At 63.5% G+C, this 25,859-nt stretch carries 17 protein-coding genes; 8 read left to right on the top strand and 9 right to left on the bottom strand.

Annotated features, from left to right (window positions below; all coding sequences use genetic code 11):
• Positions 1–100: 100 nt before the first annotated feature.
• Positions 101–3,577 (bottom strand): indolepyruvate ferredoxin oxidoreductase family protein, encoded by a 3,477-nt coding sequence (locus KUF59_RS30915; protein WP_212455964.1) that lies wholly within the window; start codon positions 3,575–3,577, stop codon positions 101–103.
• Between the two features lie 182 nt (positions 3,578–3,759).
• On the opposite strand from KUF59_RS30915, the gene KUF59_RS30910 reads away from it, so the two are divergent.
• The gene (locus KUF59_RS30910) at positions 3,760–4,713 is read left to right on the top strand and encodes a hypothetical protein (RefSeq protein WP_212455963.1); all 954 of its coding nucleotides are present in this window, start codon (positions 3,760–3,762) and stop codon (positions 4,711–4,713) included.
• Positions 4,714–5,063: 350 nt separating this feature from the next.
• Complete coding sequence (locus tag KUF59_RS30905) at positions 5,064–5,768, top strand: cysteine hydrolase family protein (RefSeq protein WP_212455962.1); 705 nt, start codon at positions 5,064–5,066, stop codon at positions 5,766–5,768.
• A gap of 68 nt (positions 5,769–5,836) precedes the next feature.
• On the opposite strand, the gene KUF59_RS30900 is transcribed toward KUF59_RS30905, so the two are convergent.
• The 6 genes from KUF59_RS30900 to KUF59_RS30875 all read right to left on the bottom strand — a co-directional run bounded on the left by KUF59_RS30900 (position 5,837) and on the right by KUF59_RS30875 (position 13,344).
• Positions 5,837–7,768, bottom strand: coding sequence for a S9 family peptidase (locus KUF59_RS30900; RefSeq protein WP_212455961.1), 1,932 nt, complete (start codon positions 7,766–7,768; stop codon positions 5,837–5,839).
• A gap of 122 nt (positions 7,769–7,890) precedes the next feature.
• Entirely contained in the window at positions 7,891–8,715 is an 825-nt protein-coding gene (locus KUF59_RS30895; protein ID WP_212455960.1) for a carbohydrate ABC transporter permease, read from the bottom strand.
• Positions 8,712–9,650, bottom strand: coding sequence for a carbohydrate ABC transporter permease (locus KUF59_RS30890; protein ID WP_212455959.1), 939 nt, complete (start codon positions 9,648–9,650; stop codon positions 8,712–8,714). Before KUF59_RS30890 ends, KUF59_RS30895 begins: the two co-directional genes overlap by 4 nt.
• Positions 9,647–10,972, bottom strand: a complete 1,326-nt coding sequence (locus KUF59_RS30885) for an ABC transporter substrate-binding protein (protein WP_212455958.1) — start codon at positions 10,970–10,972, stop codon at positions 9,647–9,649. Before KUF59_RS30885 ends, KUF59_RS30890 begins: the two co-directional genes overlap by 4 nt.
• Before the next feature lie 97 nt (positions 10,973–11,069).
• The gene (locus KUF59_RS30880; RefSeq protein ID WP_212455957.1) at positions 11,070–12,458 is read right to left on the bottom strand and encodes an MFS transporter; all 1,389 of its coding nucleotides are present in this window, start codon (positions 12,456–12,458) and stop codon (positions 11,070–11,072) included.
• Positions 12,459–12,600: 142 nt separating this feature from the next.
• A complete protein-coding gene (locus KUF59_RS30875; RefSeq protein WP_212455956.1) occupies positions 12,601–13,344 on the bottom strand; it encodes an SDR family NAD(P)-dependent oxidoreductase in 744 nt (247 codons plus the stop codon).
• A gap of 134 nt (positions 13,345–13,478) precedes the next feature.
• Here KUF59_RS30875 and KUF59_RS30870 point away from each other — a divergent pair, with 134 nt between their 5' ends.
• The 3 genes from KUF59_RS30870 (at position 13,479) to KUF59_RS44540 (ending at position 17,610) form a co-directional block, all read left to right on the top strand.
• Positions 13,479–14,249 carry a methyltransferase domain-containing protein gene (locus KUF59_RS30870; protein ID WP_212456025.1) on the top strand — a complete coding sequence of 257 codons (771 nt, stop codon included), beginning with the start codon at positions 13,479–13,481 and terminating at the stop codon, positions 14,247–14,249.
• Positions 14,250–14,450: 201 nt separating this feature from the next.
• Positions 14,451–15,452, top strand: a complete 1,002-nt coding sequence (locus KUF59_RS30865; protein ID WP_212455955.1) for a DctP family TRAP transporter solute-binding subunit — start codon at positions 14,451–14,453, stop codon at positions 15,450–15,452.
• Between the two features lie 103 nt (positions 15,453–15,555).
• Positions 15,556–17,610: a TRAP transporter large permease gene (locus KUF59_RS44540; protein ID WP_212455954.1), complete on the top strand. Its 2,055-nt coding sequence runs from the start codon at positions 15,556–15,558 to the stop codon at positions 17,608–17,610.
• Positions 17,611–17,632: 22 nt separating this feature from the next.
• Here KUF59_RS44540 and KUF59_RS30855 read toward each other — a convergent pair whose 3' ends face one another.
• On the bottom strand, positions 17,633–18,613 hold the full coding sequence (locus KUF59_RS30855; protein WP_212455953.1) for a Bug family tripartite tricarboxylate transporter substrate binding protein: 981 nt from the start codon (positions 18,611–18,613) through the stop codon (positions 17,633–17,635).
• Positions 18,614–18,768: 155 nt separating this feature from the next.
• Here KUF59_RS30855 and KUF59_RS30850 point away from each other — a divergent pair, with 155 nt between their 5' ends.
• The gene (locus KUF59_RS30850) at positions 18,769–20,589 is read left to right on the top strand and encodes a flavin-containing monooxygenase (protein ID WP_212455952.1); all 1,821 of its coding nucleotides are present in this window, start codon (positions 18,769–18,771) and stop codon (positions 20,587–20,589) included.
• A 46-nt stretch (positions 20,590–20,635) separates the two neighbouring features.
• Positions 20,636–22,564: an alkyl/aryl-sulfatase gene (locus tag KUF59_RS30845; protein ID WP_258767305.1), complete on the top strand. Its 1,929-nt coding sequence runs from the start codon at positions 20,636–20,638 to the stop codon at positions 22,562–22,564.
• A 151-nt stretch (positions 22,565–22,715) separates the two neighbouring features.
• Here the strand turns inward: KUF59_RS30845 and KUF59_RS30840 are convergent, their stop codons facing one another.
• Entirely contained in the window at positions 22,716–23,786 is a 1,071-nt protein-coding gene (locus KUF59_RS30840; protein ID WP_212455950.1) for a glycosyltransferase family 4 protein, read from the bottom strand.
• 278 nt (positions 23,787–24,064) lie between these two features.
• On the opposite strand from KUF59_RS30840, the gene KUF59_RS30835 reads away from it, so the two are divergent.
• Positions 24,065–25,828, top strand: a complete 1,764-nt coding sequence (locus KUF59_RS30835) for an ABC transporter ATP-binding protein (RefSeq protein WP_212455949.1) — start codon at positions 24,065–24,067, stop codon at positions 25,826–25,828.
• Positions 25,829–25,859 lie beyond the last annotated feature (31 nt).

Below are 25,859 nucleotides of genomic sequence, written 5' to 3'. Positions count from 1 at the left end.
ATTGCGAGCGCAGCGAAGCAATCCAGAATCTTTCCGCGGAGGTGGTCTGGATTGCTGCTGCGCTCGCAATGACGCAGGGCAAAAAGCTCTCGCCTAACGGCTACTCCGCAGCCGCCGCAAAGCGACTGTTGTCCAGATCCGCTTCCAGTCGCGCCGTCTCGGCCATCGCCTGCTTGATGTTACCTTCCTTGACGTGGCCAAAACCGCGGATCGCTTCCGGCACGCGCGCAAGCCGCGACAGTAGCGGGATCTGCGCAGCCGTCAGGCCCGTGATCCGCTGGTCGATCATGTCAAAATAATCCTCGATCAGCTTCCGCTCGTTCCTGCGCTCCTCGGTGCGTCCGAACGGATCGAACGCGCAGCCGCGCAGGAATTTCAGCTTTGCCAGCACGCGGAAGACGTGGATCATCCAGCCGCCGAACTCCTGCTTCTGCAGGCGACCGGTAGCTGCATCGCGCTTTGCGAAGATCGGCGGTGCCAGGTTGAATTTCAGCGAAAAATCGCCGTCGAATTTTTCCGACAGCTTTTTGGCAAAGCTGCCGTCGGTGTAGAGCCGCGCGACCTCGTACTCGTCCTTGTAGGCCATCAGCTTGAACAGGTTTTTCGCGACCGCTTCGGTAAGCTCCGTGGACGAGGGCAGGGCCGCGCTCTCGGCCTTGCGGACCTTGGCGACCGCCGCAAGGTAGCGGTCGGCATAGGCCTTGTCCTGATAGTTCGTGAGAAACTCCGCGCGCGTCGCGATGATCTCGTCGAGCGACCTAGCCGGCGCGGACGCCCGGCTCTTGAACTGGAGCACGCTACGCACGCGCGACATGTCGTGTGCGGCGAGCCGGCCCCAGGTGAAGGCGAGCTTGTTCATCTCGATCGCCGCGCCGTTGATCTCGATGGCGCGGAGCAGCGCATCCAGCGACAACGGGATCGCGCCCTTCTGGAAGGCGAAGCCGAGCATGAAGGGGTTTGTCGCGATGCTGTCGCCCATCAGGCTAGCAGCAATGCCGGTGGCATCGACGATGTCGAGGTTCTTGTCGCCGATGGCCTCGCGCAGTACGTCCTGCATCGCGCCCGCCTCGAAATCGAGATCGGGGTTTTGCACAAAACTCGCGGTCGGCTGAAGGTCAGCGTTGATATAGGCCTTGGTGACGCCGCGTTCAGCGCGGCTCAGCGCCGTCGGGCCTGCTGACACGATCATGTCGCAGCCGAGGATGACGTCGGCGCCGCCGGTGGTGATACGGACTGCCGAAATGTCCTCCGGCTGCGGCGCGATGCGCACATGGCTCATGACGGCGCCGTTCTTTTGCGACAGGCCGGTGAAGTCGAGCGCCGAGCAACCCTTGCCATCAACGTGGGCCGCCATGCCGAGCAGCGCGCCGATCGTGATAACGCCGGTGCCGCCGATGCCGGTGACCAGGATGTTGTAGGGACCGTCGAGGGTGCGGGCCGGCGGCAGCGGCAGATCCGCGAACAACTGGCCGGAGTCGACCGCCGAGGTCTTGATCCGCTTCAGCGTGCCGCCGTGAACGGTGACGAAGCTCGGGCAAAAACCTTCGACGCAGGAAAAGTCCTTGTTGCAGTTCGACTGGTCGATCTGCCGCTTGCGGCCGAACTCGGTTTCCAGCGGCTGCACGGATACGCAGTTGGAAGCTTGCGAGCAATCGCCGCAGCCCTCGCAGACGAGCTCGTTGACGAAGGCGCGCTTTTGCGGATCGGGATAAAGCCCGCGCTTGCGGCGGCGGCGCTTCTCGGCGGCGCAGGTCTGGTCGTAGATGATGACGGTGAGGCCCTTGATGTCGCGCATCTCGCGCTGCACGGCATCGAGCTCGCGGCGGTGGTGGACGCTCGCGCCTTGCGGGAAGTAATTGCCGGCGGGATACTTTTCGGGATCGTCGGAGACGATCGCAAGCCGCTTGACGCCTTCGGCCCAGACCTGATGCGCGATCTGCGCGACGTTAAAACTGCCTTCGGCCGGCTGGCCGCCGGTCATCGCGACTGCGTCATTATAGAGGATCTTGTAGGTGATGCTGATGCCGGCGGCCGCGGCGGCACGCAAGGCGAGCAGGCCGGAATGGGTGTAGGTGCCGTCGCCGAGATTCTGGAAAATGTGCTGTTCGCTGGTGAACGGCGCCTGTCCGATCCAGCTCACGCCTTCCGCGCCCATATGCGAGATCAAGTCGGTGCGCCGGGCTGGCATGCTCAGCGCCATGCCATGGCAGCCGATGCCGGCCATCGCGCGGCTGCCCTCGGGCACGCGGGTCGAGGTGTTGTGTGGGCAGCCCGAGCAGAAGAACGGCGTCCGCGACAGTTTGATCGGCGCCGACGCCGTGAAGGGTTTTTCAAAAGCTTCGAGGCGTGCCAGCCGCTGTTCGAGCAGCGGGCTCTGATGGCCGAGACGGCGCAGCCGTGCGACCAGTGCGGCGGCAACCAAGGTCGGCGTCAATTCGCCTTCGCTCGGCAGCAGCGTCGCGCCGCTCTCGTCGCGCTTGCCGGCGATCGAGGGACGCTTTGAGGCGTCCATGTTGTAGAGGATGCGCATCAACTGGTCTTCGATGAAGCCGCGCTTCTCCTCGACCACGAGCACGTCCTGCAGGCCTTCGGCAAAGCGCCGCGCCCCGCTTTCCTCCAGCGGCCAGGTCAGCGCCACCTTGTAGATGCGCAGACCAAGATCCTGCGCATCCTTTTCGCTGATGCCGAGGTCGGCCAGCGCCTGGCGCAAGTCGAGATAGGCTTTTCCGGTGGCGACGATGCCGAGCCGCGCGGGTTTTGAATCCAGCATGATGCGATCGAGCTGGTTGGCGCGCGCAAAGGCCTGCACCGCTGCCATCTTCGGACCGAACAGGCGCTTCTCCGCCTCCAGCGGCGGATCGGGCCAGCGGATGTTGAGTCCATCAGGCGGCATCTCGAAATCATCGGGGATCTTGATCTGGATTCGCGCGGGGTCGCTGTAGATCGATGCCGAGCTTTCCACCGTCTCGCCAATCGCCTTGAAGCCGACCCAGCAGCCGGAGAAGCGCGACAGCGCAAAGCCGTAGAGACCGAGATCGAGATAATCCTGCAGCGTCGACGGGTTGATCACGGGGATCAAGGCCGCGGCGAACACCTGCTCGCTCTGATGCGCCAGTGTCGAGGACTGGCAGCCATGGTCGTCGCCTGCGAGCGCCAGCACGCCGCCATGACGCGAGGTGCCGGCCGCGTTGGCATGCTTCAGCGCGTCGACGGAGCGGTCGACGCCGGGGCCCTTGCCGTACCAGATACCGAACACGCCATCGACCTTGGCGCCCGGAAACAGGCCGACCTGTTGGCTGCCCCACACAGCGGTCGCAGCCAGATCCTCGTTCAGGCCGGGGACGAAGGCGATGTCGTGCTGTGCGAGGTGTGACTTTGCGCGCCACAGCGCGTGGTCGTACATGCCGAGCGGCGAGCCGCGATAGCCGGAGATGAAGCCGCCGGTGTTGAGATTTTGCAGTCGGTCGCGTTCGCGCTGCAACATGGGAAGTCGAACCAGGGCCTGGGTGCCGGAAAGGTAGATCCGCTTGGCTTCGAGCCGGTATTTGTCCTCCAGCTCGACCTGCATCAGCGTCATCTCGCGATCCTTCTTGTTGTTCCGGCTGGGGCGTGTTGTTCCGGCGGGGAAGTGCGCCGCGGGAGGAGGCGACGGCGCACGAAGCAGAGGTCCGCAGTCAAAAGCATGGGTCGGCGAAGTCAATATCGCTGGCCGCATCCGTGTCGGTCCTGCTAGTCATGGCTTGTTCTGAGGAGGCCCCGATGTCTAAAGCGTTCGACACTGAGATCACCGAAACGGCGGAGGCCTTTGTTGGCCCGTGGCGTCAGCCGCGCCAGATGCTGCAGGCGCAGACCTACGACGCGCACGCCTCCATTCATGACGACGCGACGGCACAAAAGCTCGGCTTCAAGGGCGGCACCATCGAGGGTCCGACGCATTTCAGCCAGTTCGCGCCGCTCGGTGCGCGATTGTGGGGCCAGGCCTGGTTCGAGAGCGGCTGTCTCTCCGCGCATTACCGCGCCGTCTGCTACGAAGGCGAGGAGGTTCAGGCGATCCTGTCAAAACCTGCAAGCGGTGCGCGCCAATGCGCGATCCAGATGGTGAAGCGCGACGGCACCGAGGTGCTGCGCGGCACCGCCTCGGTCGGCGATCCCGCGGCGCCGACCGCGCTCGAAGCGCGCCTTGGCGAACTCAAGCCGCTCGCTGATCCCGTAATCCTGCGCGACGTGAAGCTTGGCCAGACCGGCAAGCGCCAGACCGTGCGCATGGCCTTCGACCAGAACATGGGCGACCTCTATCCGTTCTCCCTGCGACAAAAGCTCGCCGTCATCACCGAGAACTCGCCGTACTATTCCTCCTCCGACAATCCTTGGGGCAGGGCGATCATTCCGATGGAGATGCTGAGCGTGCTCTTCCAGTACCGCTCAAAGGATGAGCCGCTGCCGACCAAGGGGCCGGCCGTCGGCCTGTTCGCCGACCAGGAGATCCGCCTGGTGAAGGGGCCGCTGTTCGTCGATCAGGACTACGAGGTTGAGCGCAAGGTGGTTGCGCTCTCCGGCAGCCGCCGCACCGAAAGCGCCTGGGCGAAGACGCGCGTCTTCGACAAGGCCAACACGCTGGTCGCGACCATGCTGCTCAACATGGCGACCATGAAGGATTCTTACGCGCCGTATCAGGAGGAGTATCGGCAGCTCTACGGCCGCGCATCGGGCTAGCCACGCATTCACCGCTCGTCATTCCGGGGCGAGACGAAGTCGCGAGCTATGATGCGCAATTGCGCATCTGAGAATCCTTCGGGCGGCAAGACACGAGGCGGAATGGATTCCGGGTTCGACGCTTCGCGTCGCCCCGGAATGACGGCTAGTGAGCGTGTCGCGATCGCTCATCCTTTGTGCAGATACCCGTCGCAAAGCCGGTACGCGGGGGACGAACAGCTGTCAGCTCTCTGCGTAACATCCTGAGCGCGCAGAAGATTTCTATGCACTGCGGCGCCGTCAGCCATTGTACACAATGGCACGGCGCTTGCAGAGCCATACAAAGAATGTTCTCGCGGGGGGCGTGGGTCATGTTGAACTCGAGCAAGCCGACTTCAGGCTCCATCGTCGCCGAGCCCGAGCCGATCAAGGTCGACTGGTCGACGACCGCGCTCGTCATCATCGACATGCAGCGCGACTTCATGGAGCCGGGCGGCTTCGGCGAGACGCTCGGGAACGACGTCAGCCAGCTTGCGCGTGCGGTGAAGCCGATTGCTGCGGTGCTCGCTGCGGCGCGCGACACCGGCATGCTGGTCGTCCACACGCGCGAGGGGCATCTGCCTGATCTCTCCGACGCGCCGCCGGCAAAGGTCGAGCGCGGCGCGCCGTCCTTGCGCATCGGCGATCCCGGACCGATGGGGCGGATCCTGATCCGTGGCGAGGCGGGGCATGACATCATCCCCGAGCTCTATCCGCTCGACAGCGAGATCGTGATCGACAAGCCCGGCAAGGGCGCGTTCTACGCCACCGAACTCAGCGACGTGCTCGAGAAGTACGGCATCGAAAATCTCCTGGTGTGCGGCGTCACCACAGAGGTGTGCGTCAACACCACTGTGCGCGAGGCCAACGACCGAGGCTATCGCTGCGTCGTCATCGCGGACGGCTGCGCATCCTACTTCCCCGAGTTTCACGAGATGGGCCTGAAGATGATCAAGGCCCAGGGCGGAATCTTCGGCTGGGTCGCGAGCTCAGCCGCTGTACTGGAGGCGTTGAAGATTTCGACCACATCAGCCTAGGGGCCGAGGTTGATCGCGACCGGCTGACGTTGCGTCGCCCGCCGGCTCTTCTCTGCCGAAGTTTCTTGTCAGGCCACGCCCAGGTCGGACAGGATATCGGCCCCGGCGCGAACCTCGTGACTCGATCCCAAGAAATCCTCGCCAACGGGTTCGCATGCACCGCCCAGATGCCGTGCAAAGAATGCCTCGGCAATTGCGATGTAGGAGAGTTGATTGGGCGGCTTTTGGAATCCGTGTCCCTCGTCGGGATAGACGATGTAGGTCACCGGAATGTTTTTGGCCTGCATGGCGGCGACAATGGTGTCACTCTCGGCGATCTTGCACCGAACGTCGTTGGCGCCATGAAAGATCAGCATGGGCTTCCTGATGTTGTCGACCTTGTTGATCGGTGATCGCTCGGCTAGCAGCTTGCGGCCTTCCTCGGTGCGCGGATCGCCGTAGCTCCGATACATGAATTCCGCGAAACCGGCCCAATAGGGCGGCATCGATTCCAGCAGCGTTTGCAGATTGGAAATGCCGACCACCGGCACCGAACAACAGAACACCTCCGGCGTGAAGGTTGCGCCGACGAAGGAGGCCAGTCCGCCGTAGGACACGCCGAAGATCGCGACCTTGTCCCTTTGCGCGATTCCCTCGGTGATCGCCCAATCGACCATGTCGATGAGGTCGTCATGCATCTTTCGCGCATGCTCTTTTTCGCTTGCGGCAACGAACGCTTTCCCGAAGCCCGTCGATCCCCGATAGTTGACCGAAAGCACGGCATAGCCGCGATCGGCCAGCCACTGGTGATCCCTGCGATAGCCGTAGGCGTCGCGACCCCACGGACCGCCGTGGACGATGAGGACCATCGGCAGTGGCCGCGGCGGGCGGTCGCCATCGATGTCCGCCGGTAGGGTCAGGTAGGAGACGAGGGTGAGACCGTCGCGCGACTTGCCCTGCACAGTCTGCATCGGCGCCAGCCGATACTCCCTGAGTTCGGGGCGCGCCGTGAACAGCTCCGTGAGGGTCAGCTTGTCGCGATCAAGCAGATGATACGTGGCCGGCTGTTCCGGAGTGTGACTCATGACGATCCAACGACGACCATCGTCACTCTGGCTCTCGACGTAAAACGCGCGACCCGGAAGCTGTGCCTCGATCAAGTCAAGCTCGGCTGCAACCGCAGGCGTCAAGGCCATCCATTCCTGCCGGCCGGGATCGATGCAGACCGCTTCCGGCTCGAATGTCCGGGCGTTGAATATGGCGCCGGTCACGTCGGCGCGCTCGCTCTTGAACAACACGCGCTCGTCGCCGGTCGACCAATTCATCCGCACCAGCGCGGATTTGTCGTGCTCCAGGCTTGAGCTCATGTGCAGGTAGTTGCCCGTGGCGTCAAACATCCAGGGCCGCGTGTTCGTATAGGCCTCGAATGAGACATCACGCCAATGCGTTGCCTTGCCATCCTCGAGACGCCACATGCGCGAACCTCCGTCAGGCGCATTGCCACGGGCGTGGCGCGGCTTCAATTGCCAGTCGAGCCCGACGAAATCGAACTCCTGGTGGTTTTCCCAGACCAGCGAGCGTTCGCCGGTCGCGAGGTCGAGCAGGAAGACATCGTGCCACCGCGGGTCGCGATCGTTGAGACTTATCGCGATCTTGTCGGGGACGACATGCGACCAGTGGGTCGGCATCGCACGGACATTGGCGAACGGCGTGAGATCGCGGAGGTCCGAACTGCGGGGATCGACGACGAACAGGTGCAGGTTTTCGTCCCCGTTCTCATCGTTGAGAAACATGATGTAGCGACCGTCCGGCGTCCAATCCTGCCAGTTGATCGGTCTTCCTCGGGTGCGCGTAATCGGCTGTCGCGCCGCAATGCTGTCGGCTGGGGCCACCCATACGTTCAGTACGCCGTCCACGGGCGCAAGCCAGGACAGCATTTGGCCATCCGGCGATAACTTTGCTCCAACGTAGGTCGGATTGCCAAACAGCTTCCGGCGCGGGATCAGGGGACGAGCTGACATCTCGGGAGCTCCGGCGTTTTTCGCTACGGATGGTCGCGCTACGAATTGTAGCATACGAGTGCGCAGACATGCGGTCAACCCGACGTAGAAACGGTCGCCGCGCCGATGGAAGCGATCTCGTGCTACCCGCCCTTGACGGCGCCCGCCGTGAGCCCGGCGACGATCTGTCGTTGGGCGAGCACCGTCAGCAGCAGCACCGGGAAGGTGACGATGAGGGCGGCGGCCGCAAGCGGTCCCCAGCTCAGCTGGTCGAACGAGATCATGTTGTAGACGGCAACAGGCAGGGTACGCGTCTCGCGTCCGGCCAGCACGATGCCGAAGACAAAGTTATTCCAGGAGAAGATTATGGCCAGGATGAAGGCAACCGCGATCCCGGGCTTGGCGATCGGCAACGCGACGTGCCGGAAGACCTGCCAGCGCGTGGCGCCGTCGATCAGGGCCGCCTCCTCCAATTCCAGCGGCGTGGTCTCGAAATAACCGATCATGATCCAGATCACGATCGGCACCGTCACTACCAAATGGATGATGATCTGCGGCACCAGCGTGCCAAGCAATCCCAGCCACTGGAACAGGAGAAATAGCGGGATCAGATAGGACAGTCCCGGCGTGATGCGGGCGATCAGGATCACGATCGCGGATTTGTGCGCAGCCATCCGCGCGATCCCGTAGCCTGCGGGAACCCCGACCATCAGCGCAAGCGCGGTCGCGCTGCCCGTCACGATCAGGCTGTTGAAGAAATAGGTCAGGAAACGGTTGGAGGCGAGCACGTCGGTATAGTTCTTCCAGGCGATATGCTCGGGGAAGAACACCGGCGGGTAGGCGGCGTTGTCGACCTCGAATTTGAGCGACAGCGAGAGCATCCAGAGGAAGAACAGGATCGCCGGCGACACGATGACGAGCACCGAAAGCCACAGGCCGATTTGGCCAAGGATCTGACGTGGGGTCATGCGTTGCTCGCGATCTCGGTCCACACCATGCGCTGGCGCATGTAGAGCATAAGGGCAGCGAGTGCGACGATGAGGAGGAAGAACACGACCGCGATCGCCGAACCGTAGCCGAGGTCGTAATAGATGAAGGCGACACTGTAGAGATAGAGGTTGATGGTCTCCGACGCCGAGCCTGGTCCGCCTTGCGTGATCGCGAAGATGATGTCGAAACTCTTCACCGCGTCGATCATGCGGATCATGCCGGCAATGAATAGGAAGGGCATGATCAGCGGCAACGTGATGAAGCGGAAGACCTGCCAGACATTGGCGCCGTCGATCTGGGCGCTCTCATAGGGCTCGGTCGGAATCGCGGCAAGTCCGCCGAGCACGATCAGCATCACGAGTGGCGTCCATTGCCAGGTCTCGACCAGCACCAGCGATGGAATCACCGTTCCAGGGTGAAAGACCCAGAGCTGCGCGGGTATGCCGACCAGCGACAACAGATAATTGAGCACGCCGAGCTGCGGGTGGAACATCATGGTCCAGACCAGCGCGATCGCCACCGGCGTGGCCATCATCGGCATGATGAAGACGCCGCGCAGGAAGCCGCGCCCGGCGAACTTCTGGTGAAACACCACGGCCGCAAGCGTGCCCAGGATCAGCGGCAGCAACACGGAAAGTGCGGTGTAGAGGATGGTGTGCCAGACCGCTTCGACGAAGCGTGGATCGGTTGGCATCCGCAGGTAATTGGCGAGCCCGACGAACGTCGTGGGCGAGCCGACCTTCCATTCGTTCAGGCTCATCCAGATCGTGAAGGCCCACGGGAAGATGATGATGGCGAGCACGACGACCAGCGCCGGCACCACGAACGGCCAATATGACGGCGGCCGCAATTCCTTCTCCGGCGCAGCACCTGATTGTGCCGCGGCCGGAGTCGATTGTGTCAACGCACTCACGCTTTTTCGCTACGCTCCAGGATCGGCCGGAACTGCTCGTGGGCCTTCTTCAACTCGGCGGCGGGATCGCTGCCGGCAAGGGTCGAGGTGACTGCGGCGCCGACGAGATCGCGGAATTCGGCGACCGGGATGATCACCGGCAGGCCCAGCTTGCTGATCTTGGCGGAGTCGATCACCGATTGCAGCCACTCCTTGGGCATCTTCACGCCGCTCTGGACCTCGGCATCGTTCAGGATCGAGTTGCGGAACGGCACGCCGCCGCCGGCCTGCAACAGCCGGGCACCTTGCTTCTTCGAGACAGCCCACTGGCAAAGCAGATAGGCTGCTTCCTTGTTCTTGCTCGCCGCCGTAATGCCGAGGCCGTCGCCATAGGTGGCCGAATATTGCCCCTTCGGTCCGGCGGGCACGACGGTGTAGCCGACCTTGCCGACCACACGCGAGGCGGCCGGATCCTCCAGCGGCGGCGCCCAGCCGACGCCGTCGATCCACATCGCCGAACGCCCCTGCGTGAACGAGGCCATCGACTCCATCCAGTTGAAGCCGGCGACGCCGGGCGGGGCGACCTTCGTCAGCAACGTCTGGTAGAGCTTCGTCGCCTCGACTGCCTCCGGACCGTCGGTCAGGATGTTGCCCTTGGCGTCGAGGAATTCGCCGCCGTAGTTGAGGAAGAAGTTCGTCCACAACGTCATGTTGGCGTTGCGCAGGCCGCGTCCGACGAAGCCATAGGTCCCGTCCTTGGTGTCGGTCAGCTTCTCGGCGGCCGCAACCATCTCGTCGAACGTCTTGGGGACGGCGACGCCCTTCTTCTGGAACAACTCCTTGTTGTAGTAGAGGATGAAATAGTCCACAGACCACGGCAGGGACAGCATCTGGCCCTTGTCGTTCTTGCAATATTGCAGGCCGGCGGCCGAGAAATCGCTCTCCACGAGATCCGGCGCGGTCAGCGTCGGGTCCTTCATGTAAGGTGTCAGGTCGGCAAGCCAGCCGGCCTTCTCGAATTGCCGCTTCTGCACGTGATAGCTCATATGCACGACGTCGAAGCTCGGCCGGCCCGAGGTGAGTTCGATCACGCACTTCTGCCGCTGCTGCTGCTCCGGAATCTGCTCGGATTCGACCTGGATGCCGGTCAGATCGGTGAATTCCTTGATGTTTTTTTGCAGATTATCGCCGCGCGGACCCTTGGCCAGGATCACTTCCAGCTTGGTCCCGGCGTATTTCTTCCAGTTGACTTCGGCGCGCGCCGGAAATCCGGTCAGGCCGAGCGCGCCGGCGGCCGCGGTACCGGCCAAAAGCGTGCGGCGCGAAATGTGATGGTTCGCCACTGTGTCTCTCTCCCTGTGACTCGTTTGTTAGGATGGGATACTAGCGTCCGCGCGCCGCCTGACTAGTCCGAATATGCGTTGCGCCGCGACTTCGGCACTACTTCACCGTCAATCGCAGAAAACTCAGCACGCTGCCGAGCGTGGCAAACCCCGCGCCGAGCGCCAGCGCCAGGGTGGCACCGTCGTGCCCGGACAGCGCAAAGCAGAGCGCGGCGAGCGCTGCGCCCATTGTTTGTCCGGTCAGGCGGGCGGTCGCGACGATGCCGCTAGCGCTGCCGGATCGGTGCGGCGGCGCGCTCGACATCAGGGCGCGCATGTTGGGCGCCTGGTAGAAGCCGAAGCCGATCCCGCACACCATCATGCGCCAGATGATGTCGACCGTTCCGGGATGGTCGGGCAGCGTTGCGAGCAGCGCCATCCCCGCGCCGAGCGCGACGCAGCCGATGCCGCCGAGCACGCCGACGGGATGCCGGTCCGAGAGGTGACCGGCGATCGGCGCCATGATGCCGACCACCAGCGGCCATGGCGTCATGAAGAAGCCGGTCTCCACCTGCGAGCGCTGCAAAACTTCTTCGAGGTAGAACGGCAGAGCGACGAAGGCGAGGCCTTGCGCGGTAAACGCACACACCGCGGTCGCTGCCGACAGTGCGAACATCGGCCGGGCGAACAGGTCGATCGGAAGCATCGGCGCCGGATGGTCGGCGTGCCGGCGCGCCAGCGCAACGCCGAGGACGAGCGCCACGATCAGCTCGATGCCGACGAGAAGCGGCGAGAGCATGTGCGCGGCGCTGCCGATCCCGGTGATGAACAGGCTGAGGCAGATCGCGGCCAGTACCGCACCGAGGAAATCGAATCTGTGCCCGGCGCGCGGCGTCTTCGGCAGGGTCGCAAAGCCGATGCCGATCGCGACCAATCCGAACGGCAGGTTGATCGCAAACAGCCACGGCCAGCTTCCGACCGACAGGATGGCGGAAGCGATCGTCGGGCCGAAAGTGAGCGCAGTCGCGACGACGAGTGCGTTGTGGCCGAGCCCGCGGCCGAGCATGCGCGAGGGATAGACGAAGCGCACGAGCGCGATGTTCACGGCCATGACGCCGCTGGCGCCCAGGCCCTGCAGCGTGCGCGCGATCAGGAGACTCGGCAACGACCACGCCACGGCGCAGAACAGCGAGGCGATCGTGAACAGGATGAGCCCGCCGAGATAGATGCGCTGGTGGCCGACGATCTCGCCGAGCGCGCCAAGCGGCAGCAGCGTTGCGACGACGGCTATCTGATAGACGTTGACCACCCAGATCACCTGCTCCGGGGTGACGTGGAGGTCAGCGGCCATCGCGGGCAGGGCGATGTTGGCGATCGCGGTGTCGAGCGAGGCCATCGCGAGCGCGGTGAAGATCGCGCCGACCGCCCAGGGCCGGCGCTCGGCCGGCAGGCCGTCGGTGATGGAATGCTCGGGCTCGCGTGCGGACGCAGGTAACGTGATGGTCATTGCCTGCGCGTGTCTCCGGGAGAGCCGATGTCGGCGGTAGGATGTCCCGGATGTACTACGCCCCGTCGTTCTGCTGCAGACGCCGGGACGCATGATGTCCATGCGGTGAGCGGTGGGGTGACGCGGTCGTGATTTGCGCGGTTCAGAACTGATATCGCCGCAACCCGCCGTCCACCGGAATCACCGTGCCCGTGATGTAGCGCGCCACCGGCGAGCACAGGAACACCGCGAGCGCCGCGAGGTCTTCCGGCTCGCCCCAATAGCCGACCGGGATTTCCTCCTCGGCGAACCGCTCGCGATAGTCCGGCGGATAGTTGCGGCGGATCTGCTCGCTCATGATGCGGCCCGGCGGAATGCAGTTGATGGTGATGCCGTGCTTGCCGATCTCGCGCGACAGGCCCTTTGCCCAGGCGTGCACGGCAGCTTTCGCGGCAAACGCGGCGTTCAGTCCTTCCGGCTCCGACTTGCCGGTGATGTTGACGATGCGGCCCCAGTTGCGCGCCACCATCTGCGGCAACAGCGCATGCGCGATACGGCGGTAGCTCGTGAAGTTGAGGGCGATCGCCTCGTCCCATTTGCTGTCGGGCGCATCGACCGGCAGCGGCCGGCTGCCGCCGGCATTGTTGATGAGGATGTCGACATGGCCGAGCTCCTTCAGCGCGAAGGCCGAGAGCCTCTCGGCCGAATCCTTTGCCATCACGTCCTGCTCGAACGGTGTGACTGCGTTGCCGCCGATCTCCTGCACCAACTGGTCCAGCAATTCCTTGCGTCGGGCCACAGCCACGACACGTACGCCTTCGGCGGCCAGTCCCTTCGCGATGGCGCGACCGATGCCGATGCTTGCACCCGTCACTACGGCGGTTTTCGATTTGAGCCCGAGGTCCATGACGCTCTCTTTTTCTTGTGTCGTGTTGCTACTGGTTTCCAGCCCTGTCCCGATCGGATGAATTGCCCGACCGGGACGAGCAGTGGTAACCAAGGCGGGCAACGAAGGAAACACGAAAAAGAAAAGGCGCGATGATGGTCTGGGATCCGCAGCAATATCTGAAATTCTCCGGTCACCGGCTGCGTCCGGCGGTCGATCTCCTCATGCGGATTCCGGATTTCGCCGTGCACACCATCGCCGACCTCGGCGCAGGCGCCGGCAATGTCACCAAGCTCATCAAGGAGCGCTGGCCGAGCGCGGATGTGACCGGCGTGGAGGGATCGGCCGAGATGGTTGCAGCGGGCCGGAAAGCTGCGCCCGACGTGGAATGGGTGCACGAGGACCTCGGCCAGTGGCATCCCGCACAGCAATATGACCTGATCTATTCCAATGCCGCGCTGCACTGGCTGCCCAATCACGCGGCACTCTTCCCGTTGCTGATGGACAGGGTCGCCTCCGGCGGCATGCTTGCGGTGCAGATGCCACGCAATTTCACCGCGCCCTCGCATGTGCTGATCGGCGAGACTGCGCTGAACGGACCCTGGCGATCGAAGGTCGCGCATCTCGTGACTCCGCCGCCGGTCGAAGGGCCGGCCTTCTATCACGACCTTCTTTCATCCCTTTCCCAAAATATCGACATCTGGGAGACCGAATATCTCCAGGTCCTTGAGGGTGAAAACCCGGTCAAGGAATGGACCAAGGGCACCTGGCTGACCCGCTATCTCGACGTGTTGCAGGGCGAAGAGAAGGCCGCCTTCGAGGCCGCCTATGGCGAGCGCGTTGCAAAAGCATATCCGAAGAATGCGGCGGGGCAGACCCTGTTCCCGTTCCGGCGGCTGTTCATCGTCGCCCAGCGCAGGAGTTAACCGAGCGGACCGATCCGCGCGGGCCGCGCGTTCCGGGACTGGAGCGGGCCGGGCATTGCGTATACAAAGCTGATCAAGACGATTTAGACCCGCGCCAAGTTCGGCTTAGGTCTAGTTGTTCGAGTGGCGGTTTGCTGCCACTACTGAGACCGGAAACGTAAGAAAAAAGAACCGGTTTCCAGGTTGTTGGGAGGTTATCTGATGCGCAAACTGCTTCTTGCGGTTGCGGCGGCCGCCATTGTGCTGGCTCCCGCGTCCGTCATGGCTCAAAGCCCGATCGTCATCAAATTCAGCCACGTCGTCGCCAATGATACGCCGAAGGGCAAGGGCGCGCTCAAGTTCAAGGAGCTCGCCGAGAAGTACACCGACGGCAAGGTCAAGGTCGAGGTCTACCCGAACTCGTCTCTCTATAAGGACAAGGAGGAGATCGAGGCGCTGCAGCTCGGCTCCGTGCAAATGCTCGCGCCTTCGACCGCGAAGTTCGCGCCGCTCGGAGTGAAGGAGTTCGAGGCGCTCGACCTGCCCTGGCTGTTCAAGGACGACGAGACCTATTCCAACGCCATGAAGGGCACGGTCGGCAAGTGGCTGTTCCAGAAGCTCGAGGCCAAGGGCATCACGGGCCTCGCCTACTGGGACAACGGCTTCCACATGGTCTCCTCCAACCGCGCGCTGACAAAGCCGACGGATTTTCAGGGACTGAAGTTCAGGATCTCCGGCTCGAAGGTCGCCGACCAATATTTCCGCCTCGTCGGCTCGATCCCGCAGATCATGGCATTCTCCGAAGTCTACCAGGCGCTGCAGACCGGCGTGGTCGACGGTTGCGAGAACACCGCCTCGAACTATCTGACGCAAAAATTCTTCGAGGTGCAGAAGGACATCACCGTCTCCTATCACGCGCATCTGCAATATGCCGTGATCGTCAACTCGAAGTTCTGGTCGGGCCTGCCGCCTGATATCCGCACCCAGCTCGAGAAGGCGATGACGGACGCGACCGATTACACCAACTCGATTGCGCGCAAGGAGAACGACGACGCGCTCGCCGAGATCAAGAAGTCGGGCAAGACCACGCTGCACTATCTGACCGATGCCGACCGCAAGGCGTGGCAGGAGGCGATGCAGCCGACTTACAAATGGGCGAAGGGCCGGGTCGGGCAGGAGGTTCTTGACCTCGTCGCCAAGGAACTCGACGTCAAGATGAATTGACCGGCGCCTTGGTCCTGGACCGCCGGCGCTGGCACATAACGAGAAAAACGGTCGGGAGTGATCGCGCTCCCGGCCGTTTCGGTCTGAGAATGGGGGGACTCTCGTGCTTCGTGTGATCAATCGCGTGCTCGACCATCTTGAGGAATGGCTGATCGCCACCCTCATCGCGGCCGCAACGACGCTGATCTTCTTCGCCGTTCTGCACCGCTACGGGACCGGCCTCTCGATCGACATCGCGCGATGGGCGACCGCGCGCGGATTGACCTTCATCGCCGTCCCCGCCAACGCCACGTTCACCTGGCTTGCCGCGCTCGACGTGTCCTGGGCGCAGGAACTTTGCATCTACATGTTCATCTGGATGGCGAAGTTCGGCGCCGCCTACGGCGTGCGCACCGGCATCCATGTCGGCGTCGACCTCCTGGTCAACCGGCTGCCCGAGCACTCCCGCAAGCACGTCATCCTGTTTGCGCTGCTGTGTGGCGCGTTCTTCACCGGCATGATCGCGGCTTTCGGCTACTCCTTCGTGGGCGGCATGTTCCACACCGGTCAGCAGTCGAACGACCTCGAAGCGCCGATGTGGATCATCTATTCGGCGATCCCGCTCGGCTCCAGCCTGATGTGCTACCGCTTCCTCCAGGTCGCGTGGTTCTACTACTGGACCGGCCAGTTGCCGCATCACGACGAAAGCCATGTCGAGGGCGTGCAGGCCGACGGCTCGCCCGCGCTGCATCCGCAGCCCGCAGGCGCCGCCACCAAGGCTGCCGCCCGCAAGGTCAGTCCGCTTGGTGTCATCCTGATCCTGGCGCCGATCCTGATCCTGGCGATCTGTCTCGGCGAGAAGGCCGGCATCATCGTGCTGCCGCCTGCGCTGCGCGCGGCCACGGTATTCGCGCTGCTGATCGCGCTGATGCTGACCGGCGTGCCGGTCTCCATCGCGCTCGGCCTCACCGTGATGACGTTCCTGTTCACGCTGACGACGGTGCCGATCGAAGCGGTCTCGATGAAGCTCTTCACGGGCATCGAGAGCTTTGAGATCATGGCGATCCCGTTCTTTATCCTCGCCGGCAACTTCCTGACCCACGGCGGCGTCGCGCGCCGCATGATCAATTTTGCCACCTCGCTGATCGGGCACTGGTATGGCGGCCTCGGTCTCGCCGGCATCGTCGCCTGTGCGATGTTCGCGCTGGTGTGCGGATCGAGCGTCGCGACCGTTGCTGCCATCGGCGCGATCGTGCTGCCGGAGATGGTCCGTCACGGCTACCCCATGCGCTTCGGCGCGGGCATCATCACGGTTGCCGGCTCGCTCGGCATCCTGATGCTGCCGTCGATCCCGAAGATCGTCTATGCGGTCGCGACCAACACCTCGATCGGCGCGCTGTTCGTCGCCGGCCTGTTGCCCGGCACGATGCTCACCACGATGCTGTGCATCGTCACCTGGTGGATCGCACGCAAGCGCGACTATCCGCGCCTGCCCAAGGCGAGCTGGAGCGAGACGGTGCGCACCTTCCGCGAGAGCATCTGGGGCTTGATGCTGGTCGTCATCATCATCGGCGGCATCTATAGCGGCCTGTTCACGGCCACCGAAGCCGCCGCGATGGCCGCGGTCTACTCGTTCTTCATTTCGGTCTTCGTCTACAAGGCCATAGGTCTGAAGGACGTGCCGCGGGTGCTCCTGCGCGCCGCCAACACCAGTGCGATGCTGCTCTACATCGTCACCAACGCGGTGCTGTTCTCCTTCGTGCTCTCCAACGAGAACCTGCCGGCGACGCTGGCCGACTGGATCGCGGCGCAGAATCTCGGCTGGGTCGGCTTCCTGCTGGTGGTCAACATCCTGCTGCTGCTCGCCGGCAACTTCATGGAGCCGAACTCGATCATCCTGATCATGGCGCCGATCCTAGCGCCGGCGGCCAAGAAGCTCGGCATCGATCTCGTCCATTTCGGCATCGTGATCGACGTCAACATGGAGGTTGGCCTTTGCCACCCCCCTGTAGGCTTGAACTTATATGTCGCCTCGATGATAGCGCGAATGCGCATCACCGAGCTCGCGGTGGCGGTCATGCCGTGGCTGCTGACGATGCTCGCTTTCCTCGTCGTCGTGACCTACTGGCCCGACCTGACGTTGTGGTTGCCGCGCGTGCTCGGCATGCACTCAGGCTGAGCGACGGCGGCGTGGTCCGGCCTTACTGGCCGACCATGCCGCTCGCCTTCACGATCGCCGCAAGCTTGTCGTAATCGCTCTTCATCAGCGTGGCGAGTTCGCCGAGCGCCATCGGCTTGCCCGGAATGTCGGCGACCGCGAGCTTTTTCTGCAGGGCCGGATTGTCCAGCGCCTTGTTGATCGCCTGGTGGATCCGGTCGACCAGCGGGGCAGGTGTCGCAGCCGGCACGTAGATGCCGTACCAGGGCACATAGGCCGCTTCGGCAAAGCCGGCCTCCGCAATGGTCGGCACGTTCGGAAGCTGGGGCACGGGCTTGTCGGTGAATACGGCGAGCGGCGTCACCGTCCCGTCCTTGATGTGCGGAAGCGCCAGCGCCAACGAGACGATCTCAAAGTGCATCTGGCTGGTGATCAGGTCGATCAGCGCCGGCGGCTGGCCTTTGTAGCCGACATTGGCGAGCTTGATATTTGCCGCCTGGAAGAATTTCTGCGCCGTGAGATCAATCGAGGTGCCGACGCCGGGATTGCCAAAGTTGAGCTCGCCGGGTTTTGCCTTTGCCAGCGCCACCAGCTCGGCGATCGTCTTCACCTTCAGCGAGGGGGGCACCACGGCCACGCTCTCATTCCAGACTGCGAGTCCGACGCAGGTGAAGTCGCGCAACGGCTCCCAGCCGGCATCCTTGTAGAGGGTGGGATTGACCAGCACGGCGGGTCCGGTGATGAGCCAGGTGTAGCCGTCGGCCGCGCTGCGCGCAGCGGCCGCCATTGCGATGTTGCCGTTGGCGCCGGGCCGGGCCTCCACCACAATCGATTGCTTGAGATCGCGGCCGATCTGCTCGGTGACGGTGCGGGCGACGATGTCGACGATGCCGCCGGCCGGGTAGGGCACCACGATATGGATGGGACGGTTGGGATAATCGCTTTGCGCGCGTGCAGCAGGCGCGACTACGAATTCCGCGACAAGGCATGCGACGATGCCGAGAGCGCCTCTCTTCCAGCCCATGCCTTCCTCCTGGGGGCGGCGTATTTTTGTGGCCCGATGGTACCGCGCGCCGCGCCGGACACAAGGGACCGGTTGGAACCGGGGTTAAGATGCGGTTAGATGCGGCCTATAGCGACAATGAAAGGCGCGACAGACGCCGCAGAAAGGCTTCCCCCATGACGATGGCGGATCAATCCCGGGACCCGCAGGCTGCTTCGATCGACAAGGAGTGGCTACGCAACAAGTACCGGGAGGAGCGCGACAAACGCCTGCGGCCCGACGGCAACGACCAGTATATCGAGATCAAGGGCCAACTCACCCACTATCTCGACGATCCCTACACGCCCGTCACGCCGCGCGCGCCGAAGACTGACCACGTCACTTTTGCCTTCGTCGGCGGCGGCTTTGCAGGACTCGCGACGGCGGCGCGGCTCAAGGAGGCCGGCATCGACGACGTCCGGATCATCGAGAAGGCCGGGGACTTTGGCGGCACCTGGTACTGGAATCGCTATCCGGGCGCGCAATGCGACACGGCGTCCATGGTCTACATGCCGCTGCTCGAAGAGACCGGCCACATGCCGTCAGAGAAATATGCGCATGCGCCTGAAATCCTCGCGCACTGCCAGCGCATCGGCCGGCAGTTCGGCCTCTACGACAACGCGCTGCTGCACACGGAGGTCGCGGGCATCGACTGGGACCAGGCCGCCTCCCGCTGGAGGATCAGGACCAATCGCGGCGACGACTTTACGGCGCAGTTCGTCGGGATGGGGACGGGACCTCTGCACGTGCCAAAATTGCCGGGCATTCCCGGCATCGAATCCTTTGAGGGCCACTCGTTCCACACCAGCCGCTGGGACTACGATTACACGGGCGGCGATCCCTTGGGTCAACCGATGCACAAGCTCGCGGACAAGCGCGTCGGCATCATCGGCACGGGCGCGACCTCCGTGCAGTGCGTGCCGCATCTCGCGCAGGCCTGCAAGGAGCTCTACGTCTTCCAGCGCACGCCATCATCGGTCGACGTTCGCGACAACGCGCCGATCGATCCGGACTGGTTTTCAGGGATCGCGACGACAGGCTGGCAGCAGCGCTGGCTGGAGAATTTTACGGCCAATCAGGCCGGCGGCACCGCCGAGATCGATCTCGTCCAGGACGGCTGGACTGATCTGGGCCGGCGCATTCGCGCCAAGATCATCGAGCTGCCCCGCGAGCAGAGGACGCCGCAAAACATGCTCGCGGCCTTCGAGGATGCCGACTTCGGCAAGATGGAGGAGATCCGAGCCCGGGTCGACACCATCGTGCACGACCGCGATACCGCGGCGAAGCTGAAAGCCTGGTACCGGCAGCTCTGCAAGCGACCGTGCTTCCACGACTCCTATCTTCAGGCGTTCAACAGGCCAGGTGCGCATCTCGTCGACACCGACGGCAAGGGCGTGGAGAAGATCACGGACAATGGCGTCGTCGTCGCGGGGAAGGAATATCAACTTGACTGCATCATCTACGCATCCGGTTTCGAGGTCGGCACCGCCTATGAGCGGCGCGCCGGCTTCGATCTGACGGGACGAGGTGGCCTGAAGCTGTCGGACTATTGGGCCGAGGGTATGCGCAGCAAGCACGGCATCCACGTCCACGGCTTCCCCAACGCATTCTTCGTGCAGCCGGCCCAGGGCGCCAACCTCATCTCCAATGTGCCGCACAATCTGACCGATGCTGCCCGCACCATCGCGTTAACGGTCAGCCACGCGCGCAAGAACGGTTTTGGCGAAGTCGAGGTGACGAAGGAGGCCGAAGACCGCTGGATCGAGCTGCTCCTCACCGGCGCCGGCCGCATGCTCGGCTCGCCCGACTGCACGCCGGGCTACTACAACAACGAGGGACGCGAACCCGGCCCGCAAGCCCGGCTCAATGTCGGCTATCCCGCCGGGCCAAACGCCTATTTCAAATATATCGATGAATGGCGCGACAGCGGCCGGTTCGACGGACTGGCATTTCGCTGAAATACCCAAGAACAAGAACATCATCTGACGGGAGGGAGCGAAGAGCATGACCGAGACCACCGAAACGCCGAAGGACGCATCCGCTTCCGTCATCGCCCAGCACAAGGCCGTCCTGGACGCCCTGCCGTTCTCCGATGTCAGAGATTTCGACGAGGCCGCGCGCGGCTTCCTCGGCACGATCGAGAACGCAAAGATCACCAATCCCGGTGGGCGCACGGTCTGGAGCCTCGAACCTTACGGCTTCCTCAACCCCGAACAGGCGCCGCCCACCGTCAATCCGAGCCTGTGGCGGCAGTCGCGCCTCAACATGAATCATGGCCTGTTCGAGGTTGTCTCAGGCGTCTATCAGGTGCGCGGCCTCGACATCGCCAATATGACGCTGATCGAAGGCGACAGCGGCGTCATCGTCGTCGACACCCTGACCTCGATCGAAGGCGCCCGCGCGGCGATGGAGCTCTACTTCAAGCATCGTGGCCTGCGCCCGGTCGCGGCCGTCATCTTCACCCATACGCATACGGATCATTGGGGCGGCGCGCGCGGCGTGCTGGAAGAAGATGTGCTCGCTTCGGGCCGCGTGCCGATCATCGCACCGAACTTGTTCATGGAGCATGCCGTCTCCGAGAACATCATCGCGGGGCCGGCGATGCTGCGCCGTGCGCAATATCAGTTCGGTCCGTTCCTCGCCAAGGGCGCGCGCGGGCAGGTCGATTGCGGGCTCGGCAAGTCGATGGCGGCAGGATCGGTGGCGCTGCTGCGGCCGACCGACCTGATCATCGCCACCGGCGACAGGCGCACAATCGACGGCGTCGAATTCGAATTCCAGATGGCGCCAAACTCGGAAGCGCCGGCGGAGATGCACTTCTTCCTCCCGCGCTACAAGGTCTTGAATCTCGCCGAGAACTGCACGCATAATTTCCACAATCTGCTGCCGTTTCGCGGCGCCGACGTGCGCGATGCACTGGCCTGGTCAAAATATCTGGGCGAGGCGCTGCGGCTCTGGGGCGGCAAGGCGGAGGCGATGTGCGGCCAGCATCACTGGCCGGTGTGGGGCCGCGAGCGCATCGACACCATGATCCGCGAGCAGCGCGATCTCTACAAGTTCGCGCACGACCAGACCATCCGCCTGATGAACCACGGCCTGACCGCGAGCGAGATTGCTGAGACGATCCAACTGCCGAAGGGCCTTGACGGTGCCTGGCATGGCCGCGGCTATTACGGCCATATCAGGCACAATGTGAAAGCAATCTACCAAAAATATCTCGGCTGGTATGACGCCAACCCCGTCAATCTCGATCCGCTGCCGCCGGTCGAGTCCGGAAAGAAGTATGTCGAGTACATGGGTGGCGCCGACGCGATTCTCGCGCGCGCTCGCAAGGACTTTGACAAGGGTGAATTCCGCTTCGTGGCGCAGGCGTTGAGCCATCTCGTCTTCGCCGAGCCGGACAATCAAGGGGCGCGTTCGATGCTCGCGGACACCTTCGAGCAGCTCGGCTACGCCGCGGAAAGCTCGACCTGGCGCAACGCCTATCTGTTCGGCGCACAGGAACTGCGCCAGGGCATGCCGAAGACGCCTCCGCGCCCGCCGATGCCGCGCGAGACGCTCGCCGCGCTCCGCACCGAGCAGCTCTGGGACGTGCTCGGGGTCCGCCTCAACGGCCCCAAGGCCGAAGGCAAGCGCATCGTGCTGAACTGGAGTTTTTCCGATACGGGTGAGACGTTCGTTCTCAACCTTGAGAACTCTGCGCTCACCTATACCGAAGGCATGCAAGCCGAGAACGCCGACGCTAGCTTCACGCTGGCGCGCGCCACGCTCGACGAGGTCATCGCCAAGCAGACCAGCTTTCCGGAAGCCGTCGCTGCCGGCAAGGTCAAGCTGTCGGGCAACCCGATGCGGCTCGCCGAGCTGATGGGCCTGATGGACGAATTCCCGCGGATGTTCGAGATCGTCGAACCGAAGCGGGCGGTGGTGACGTAGTCCTTATCCACACTCTGGCTGTCATCGCCCGGCTTGACCGGGCGATCCAGTATCCCAGAGACGTCAATCGAATACGGAGAAGCCGCGGCGTACTGGATGCCCCGGTCGAGCCGGGGCATGACAGTGGAGAGCGTGGAAGCGGCGTACCTTCCTACTCCGCGCTGCTCACCAGCTTGATCCGCGGCGCTTGTTCCTCCATCAGGCTGCGATAGGCGGCGAGATAGTCCAGCGCCATCCGCCGCGCCGTGAAGCGCGTCTCGAATTGCTTGCGGATCGCGGCGCGGCTGAGTTGCGGCAGGCGTCCGACGGCTGCAGCGGCGCTGAGCACGTCCTCGACGACGAAGCCGGTCAGGCCCTCGTCGATGATCTCGGGCGCCGAGCCGCGGTTGAATGCGATGACCGGCGTGCCGCAGGCCATGGCCTCGATCATGACGAGGCCGAACGGCTCCGGCCAGTCGATCGGCAGCAGTAAGCCGAGCGCGCCGCTCAAGAACTCCGGCTTCTCCCGGTCGCTGATCTCGCCGATATACTCGACCAGCGGATTGTTCTCGATCAGCGGTTTGATCAGCTCGTCATAATAGTCCTGGTCGGCGCGATCGACCTTGGCCGCGATCTTCAGCGGGATCCCGCAATGTGTAGCGATCTTGATGGCGCGATCGACGCCTTTCTCCGGAGCGATCCGGCCGAGCACGGCGAGATACTCCTGCTTCGCCGGTAGCGGCGTCAGCAAATTCTCCGGCAAGCCGTGATGGATGGTGCGCAGCCAGTTCGCCTGCGGCACCGGCCGGCGCTGGGCCGTCGAGATCGAGATCACCGGGATTTTAGAAAAAGTGTCAAACACCGGCTGGTGTTCGGGGAGGTCGAGCCGGCCATGCAGCGTGGTGAGGAACGGCGTCGGCTGGCGATAGAATAGCGACCACGGATAATAGTCGAGATGGAAATGAAGGAAGTCGAACTCCTCGTCGTCACATTTTTGCCGCACGCGCTCGAGCATCACCATATGTAGTGCGTTGGGATCGCGTACCGCGCCGTCGAGGCGCAAGGCCTTGGGCCACAACGCATCCAGCTTCGCCGACGTCCGGGAATCTCCGCTCGCGAACAGCGTGACGTCGTGGCCGAGCGCCACCAGTTCCTCCGTCAACCAATGCACCACCCGCTCGGTGCCGCCATAAAGCTTGGGTGGAACAGCCTCCGTCAACGGAGCTACCTGCGCGATGCGCATCTCACGATCTCCTTAGTGTGCTTGAGCGTTGAAAACCCCCAGCGCTTGTCGGCACCGGCATGCCAAGTAAGGGAACGTTCCCGCATCTGCGAAGTTCCTCTCAACAAACGTTACTTATTGGACACATCGAGCTGCGCGTCTTGATCATGCCATCACCTCTTCTCAGATCGTCCGCATCCTCATGTCGTGATGTGCCCGCGACGGAACCGAGCCGGAGCCGTCGATGTTCAATCGACCAACAGCAACACTGATAATTCTCACGACGGGGTGGCAGCCACATGGATCAACTCTCAGGATACGCGAGGCGGCCGTTTGCCTTTGTTTTACGCTATCTCCGCCGGCGACTCGCGTCACATCTGGTGATCCTCACCGCCGTCGTCGCCGCCGTTGCCTGTTCGGTGGGCACGCAATATGGCGTCAAATATCTCGTCGATAATTTGTCCGGCGGCCCCGCGCATGGCGGCGGCGTATGGCTGGCATTCATTTTCCTCATGTCGCTCATCGCCGCCGACAACTTTCTGTGGCGGATTGCGAGTTGGACAGCGAGTTTCACCTTTGTCGGTGTCACCGGCGATCTCCGCCGCGACATCTTCCGCCACCTGACGGGGCACGCGCCGAGCTATTTCTCCGATCGCATGCCCGGCATGCTGACGAGTCGTATCACCGCGACATCCAATGCCGTGTTCACGGTCGAGAACATGTTCGTCTGGAATGTGTTGCCGCCATGCATTGCCACAATTGCGGCAATCCTGCTCATTGGAACCGTCAGTCCCCAGATGTCGGCAGGCCTGATCGTGATCGCCGGCGGCATGGTGATCGCAATGTTCCGCCTCGCGGCCGCTGGAAAACCGCTGCACGACGATTTCGCCGACAAGGCTGCCGTCGTCGACGGCGAAATGATCGATGTCATCAGCAACATGCCGCTGGTGCGGGCTTTCTGCGGCATCAGCCATGAGCATGAGCGGTTCGATGCGACCGTGAACCGGGAATTGACCGCCCGTGGCCGTAGCCTGCGCTATCTGGAGAAGCTGCGGCTGACCCATGCCGGCGTCACCGTGCTGCTGACGATCGCGCTGCTCGCCTGGGCCATCACGCTGTGGCAGCGCGGGCAGGCGACGACCGGCGACGTCGTGCTGGTCTGCACCCTCGGACTTTCCATCCTCAACGCCACGCGCGATCTGGCCGTCGCCCTGGTCGACGTCACCCAGCACGTCGCACGGCTGACGGAGGCGGTTGCAACGCTGTTGGTTCCGCACGAATTGCGCGACCATCCGGAGGCTGAGCCGCTGGTCAAGAGCGGTGCCGCGATTGCCTTTAACAATGTCACCTTCGGCTATCCGGGCGCGGAGACGATTTTTGAGCGCTTCAGCCTGCGGCTGCAGCCGGGCCAGCGCGTCGGCCTGGTCGGCCAGTCCGGCGGCGGCAAGTCCACGCTGTTCACGCTGCTGCAACGGTTCTACGACGTCGACGACGGCAGCATCACCATCGACGGCCAGGACATTGCCAAGGTCACGCAGCTCAGCCTGCGCGAGGCCATCTCGGTCGTGCCGCAGGACATTTCGCTGTTCCACCGCTCGATCCGGGAAAATATCCGCTATGGTCGGCCCAGTGCGACTGACAATGAGGTGCTGCGGGCAGCGATTGCGGCGCGCTGCGACTTCATCGAGGCCCTGCCAGAAGGCTTCGACACCATGGTGGGCGACCGCGGCGTCAAGCTGTCCGGCGGCCAGCGCCAGCGTATCGCGATTGCGCGTGCCTTCCTGAAGGACGCGCCGATCCTGCTGCTCGACGAGGCTACCGCCGCGCTCGACAGCGAGTCGGAGGAGGCGATCCGCGAGTCACTGTCGCGACTGATGCGCGGCCGCACCGTGATTGCGATCGCACACCGGTTGGCGACGCTGCGCAACTTCGACCGGGTGCTGGTGTTGAAGGCCGGCAAGGTCATCGAGGACGGATCGCCCGACCGCCTGATGCAGAGCCATGGTCCTTATCGCGAGCTGGTGACCCAGGAGATGAACCGCCTCGCGAAGTTCGCCGCTTAATTCGTCAGTTGCGTCCCGACCGAATGCGTTT

Origin of the sequence: Bradyrhizobium arachidis (assembly GCF_024758505.1) — a bacterium.
GTDB classification, from domain to species: Bacteria; Pseudomonadota; Alphaproteobacteria; order Rhizobiales; family Xanthobacteraceae; genus Bradyrhizobium; species Bradyrhizobium manausense_C.
Note: the sequence above shows the minus strand (reverse complement) of the source record. Positions and strands in the feature narration are given on the sequence as shown.

Coding starts and splice junctions, on each gene's coding strand:
- KUF59_RS30915 (WP_212455964.1), bottom strand. CDS start 3,577: ATGACGCTGATGCAGGTCGAGCTGGAGGACAAATACCGGCTCGAAGCC.
- KUF59_RS30910 (WP_212455963.1), top strand. CDS start 3,760: ATGTCTAAAGCGTTCGACACTGAGATCACCGAAACGGCGGAGGCCTTT.
- KUF59_RS30905 (WP_212455962.1), top strand. CDS start 5,064: ATGTTGAACTCGAGCAAGCCGACTTCAGGCTCCATCGTCGCCGAGCCC.
- KUF59_RS30900 (WP_212455961.1), bottom strand. CDS start 7,768: ATGTCAGCTCGTCCCCTGATCCCGCGCCGGAAGCTGTTTGGCAATCCG.
- KUF59_RS30895 (WP_212455960.1), bottom strand. CDS start 8,715: ATGACCCCACGTCAGATCCTTGGCCAAATCGGCCTGTGGCTTTCGGTG.
- KUF59_RS30880 (WP_212455957.1), bottom strand. CDS start 12,458: ATGACCATCACGTTACCTGCGTCCGCACGCGAGCCCGAGCATTCCATC.
- KUF59_RS30875 (WP_212455956.1), bottom strand. CDS start 13,344: ATGGACCTCGGGCTCAAATCGAAAACCGCCGTAGTGACGGGTGCAAGC.
- KUF59_RS30870 (WP_212456025.1), top strand. CDS start 13,479: ATGGTCTGGGATCCGCAGCAATATCTGAAATTCTCCGGTCACCGGCTG.
- KUF59_RS30865 (WP_212455955.1), top strand. CDS start 14,451: ATGCGCAAACTGCTTCTTGCGGTTGCGGCGGCCGCCATTGTGCTGGCT.
- KUF59_RS30855 (WP_212455953.1), bottom strand. CDS start 18,613: ATGGGCTGGAAGAGAGGCGCTCTCGGCATCGTCGCATGCCTTGTCGCG.
- KUF59_RS30850 (WP_212455952.1), top strand. CDS start 18,769: ATGACGATGGCGGATCAATCCCGGGACCCGCAGGCTGCTTCGATCGAC.
- KUF59_RS30845 (WP_258767305.1), top strand. CDS start 20,636: ATGACCGAGACCACCGAAACGCCGAAGGACGCATCCGCTTCCGTCATC.
- KUF59_RS30840 (WP_212455950.1), bottom strand. CDS start 23,786: ATGCGCATCGCGCAGGTAGCTCCGTTGACGGAGGCTGTTCCACCCAAG.
- KUF59_RS30835 (WP_212455949.1), top strand. CDS start 24,065: ATGGATCAACTCTCAGGATACGCGAGGCGGCCGTTTGCCTTTGTTTTA.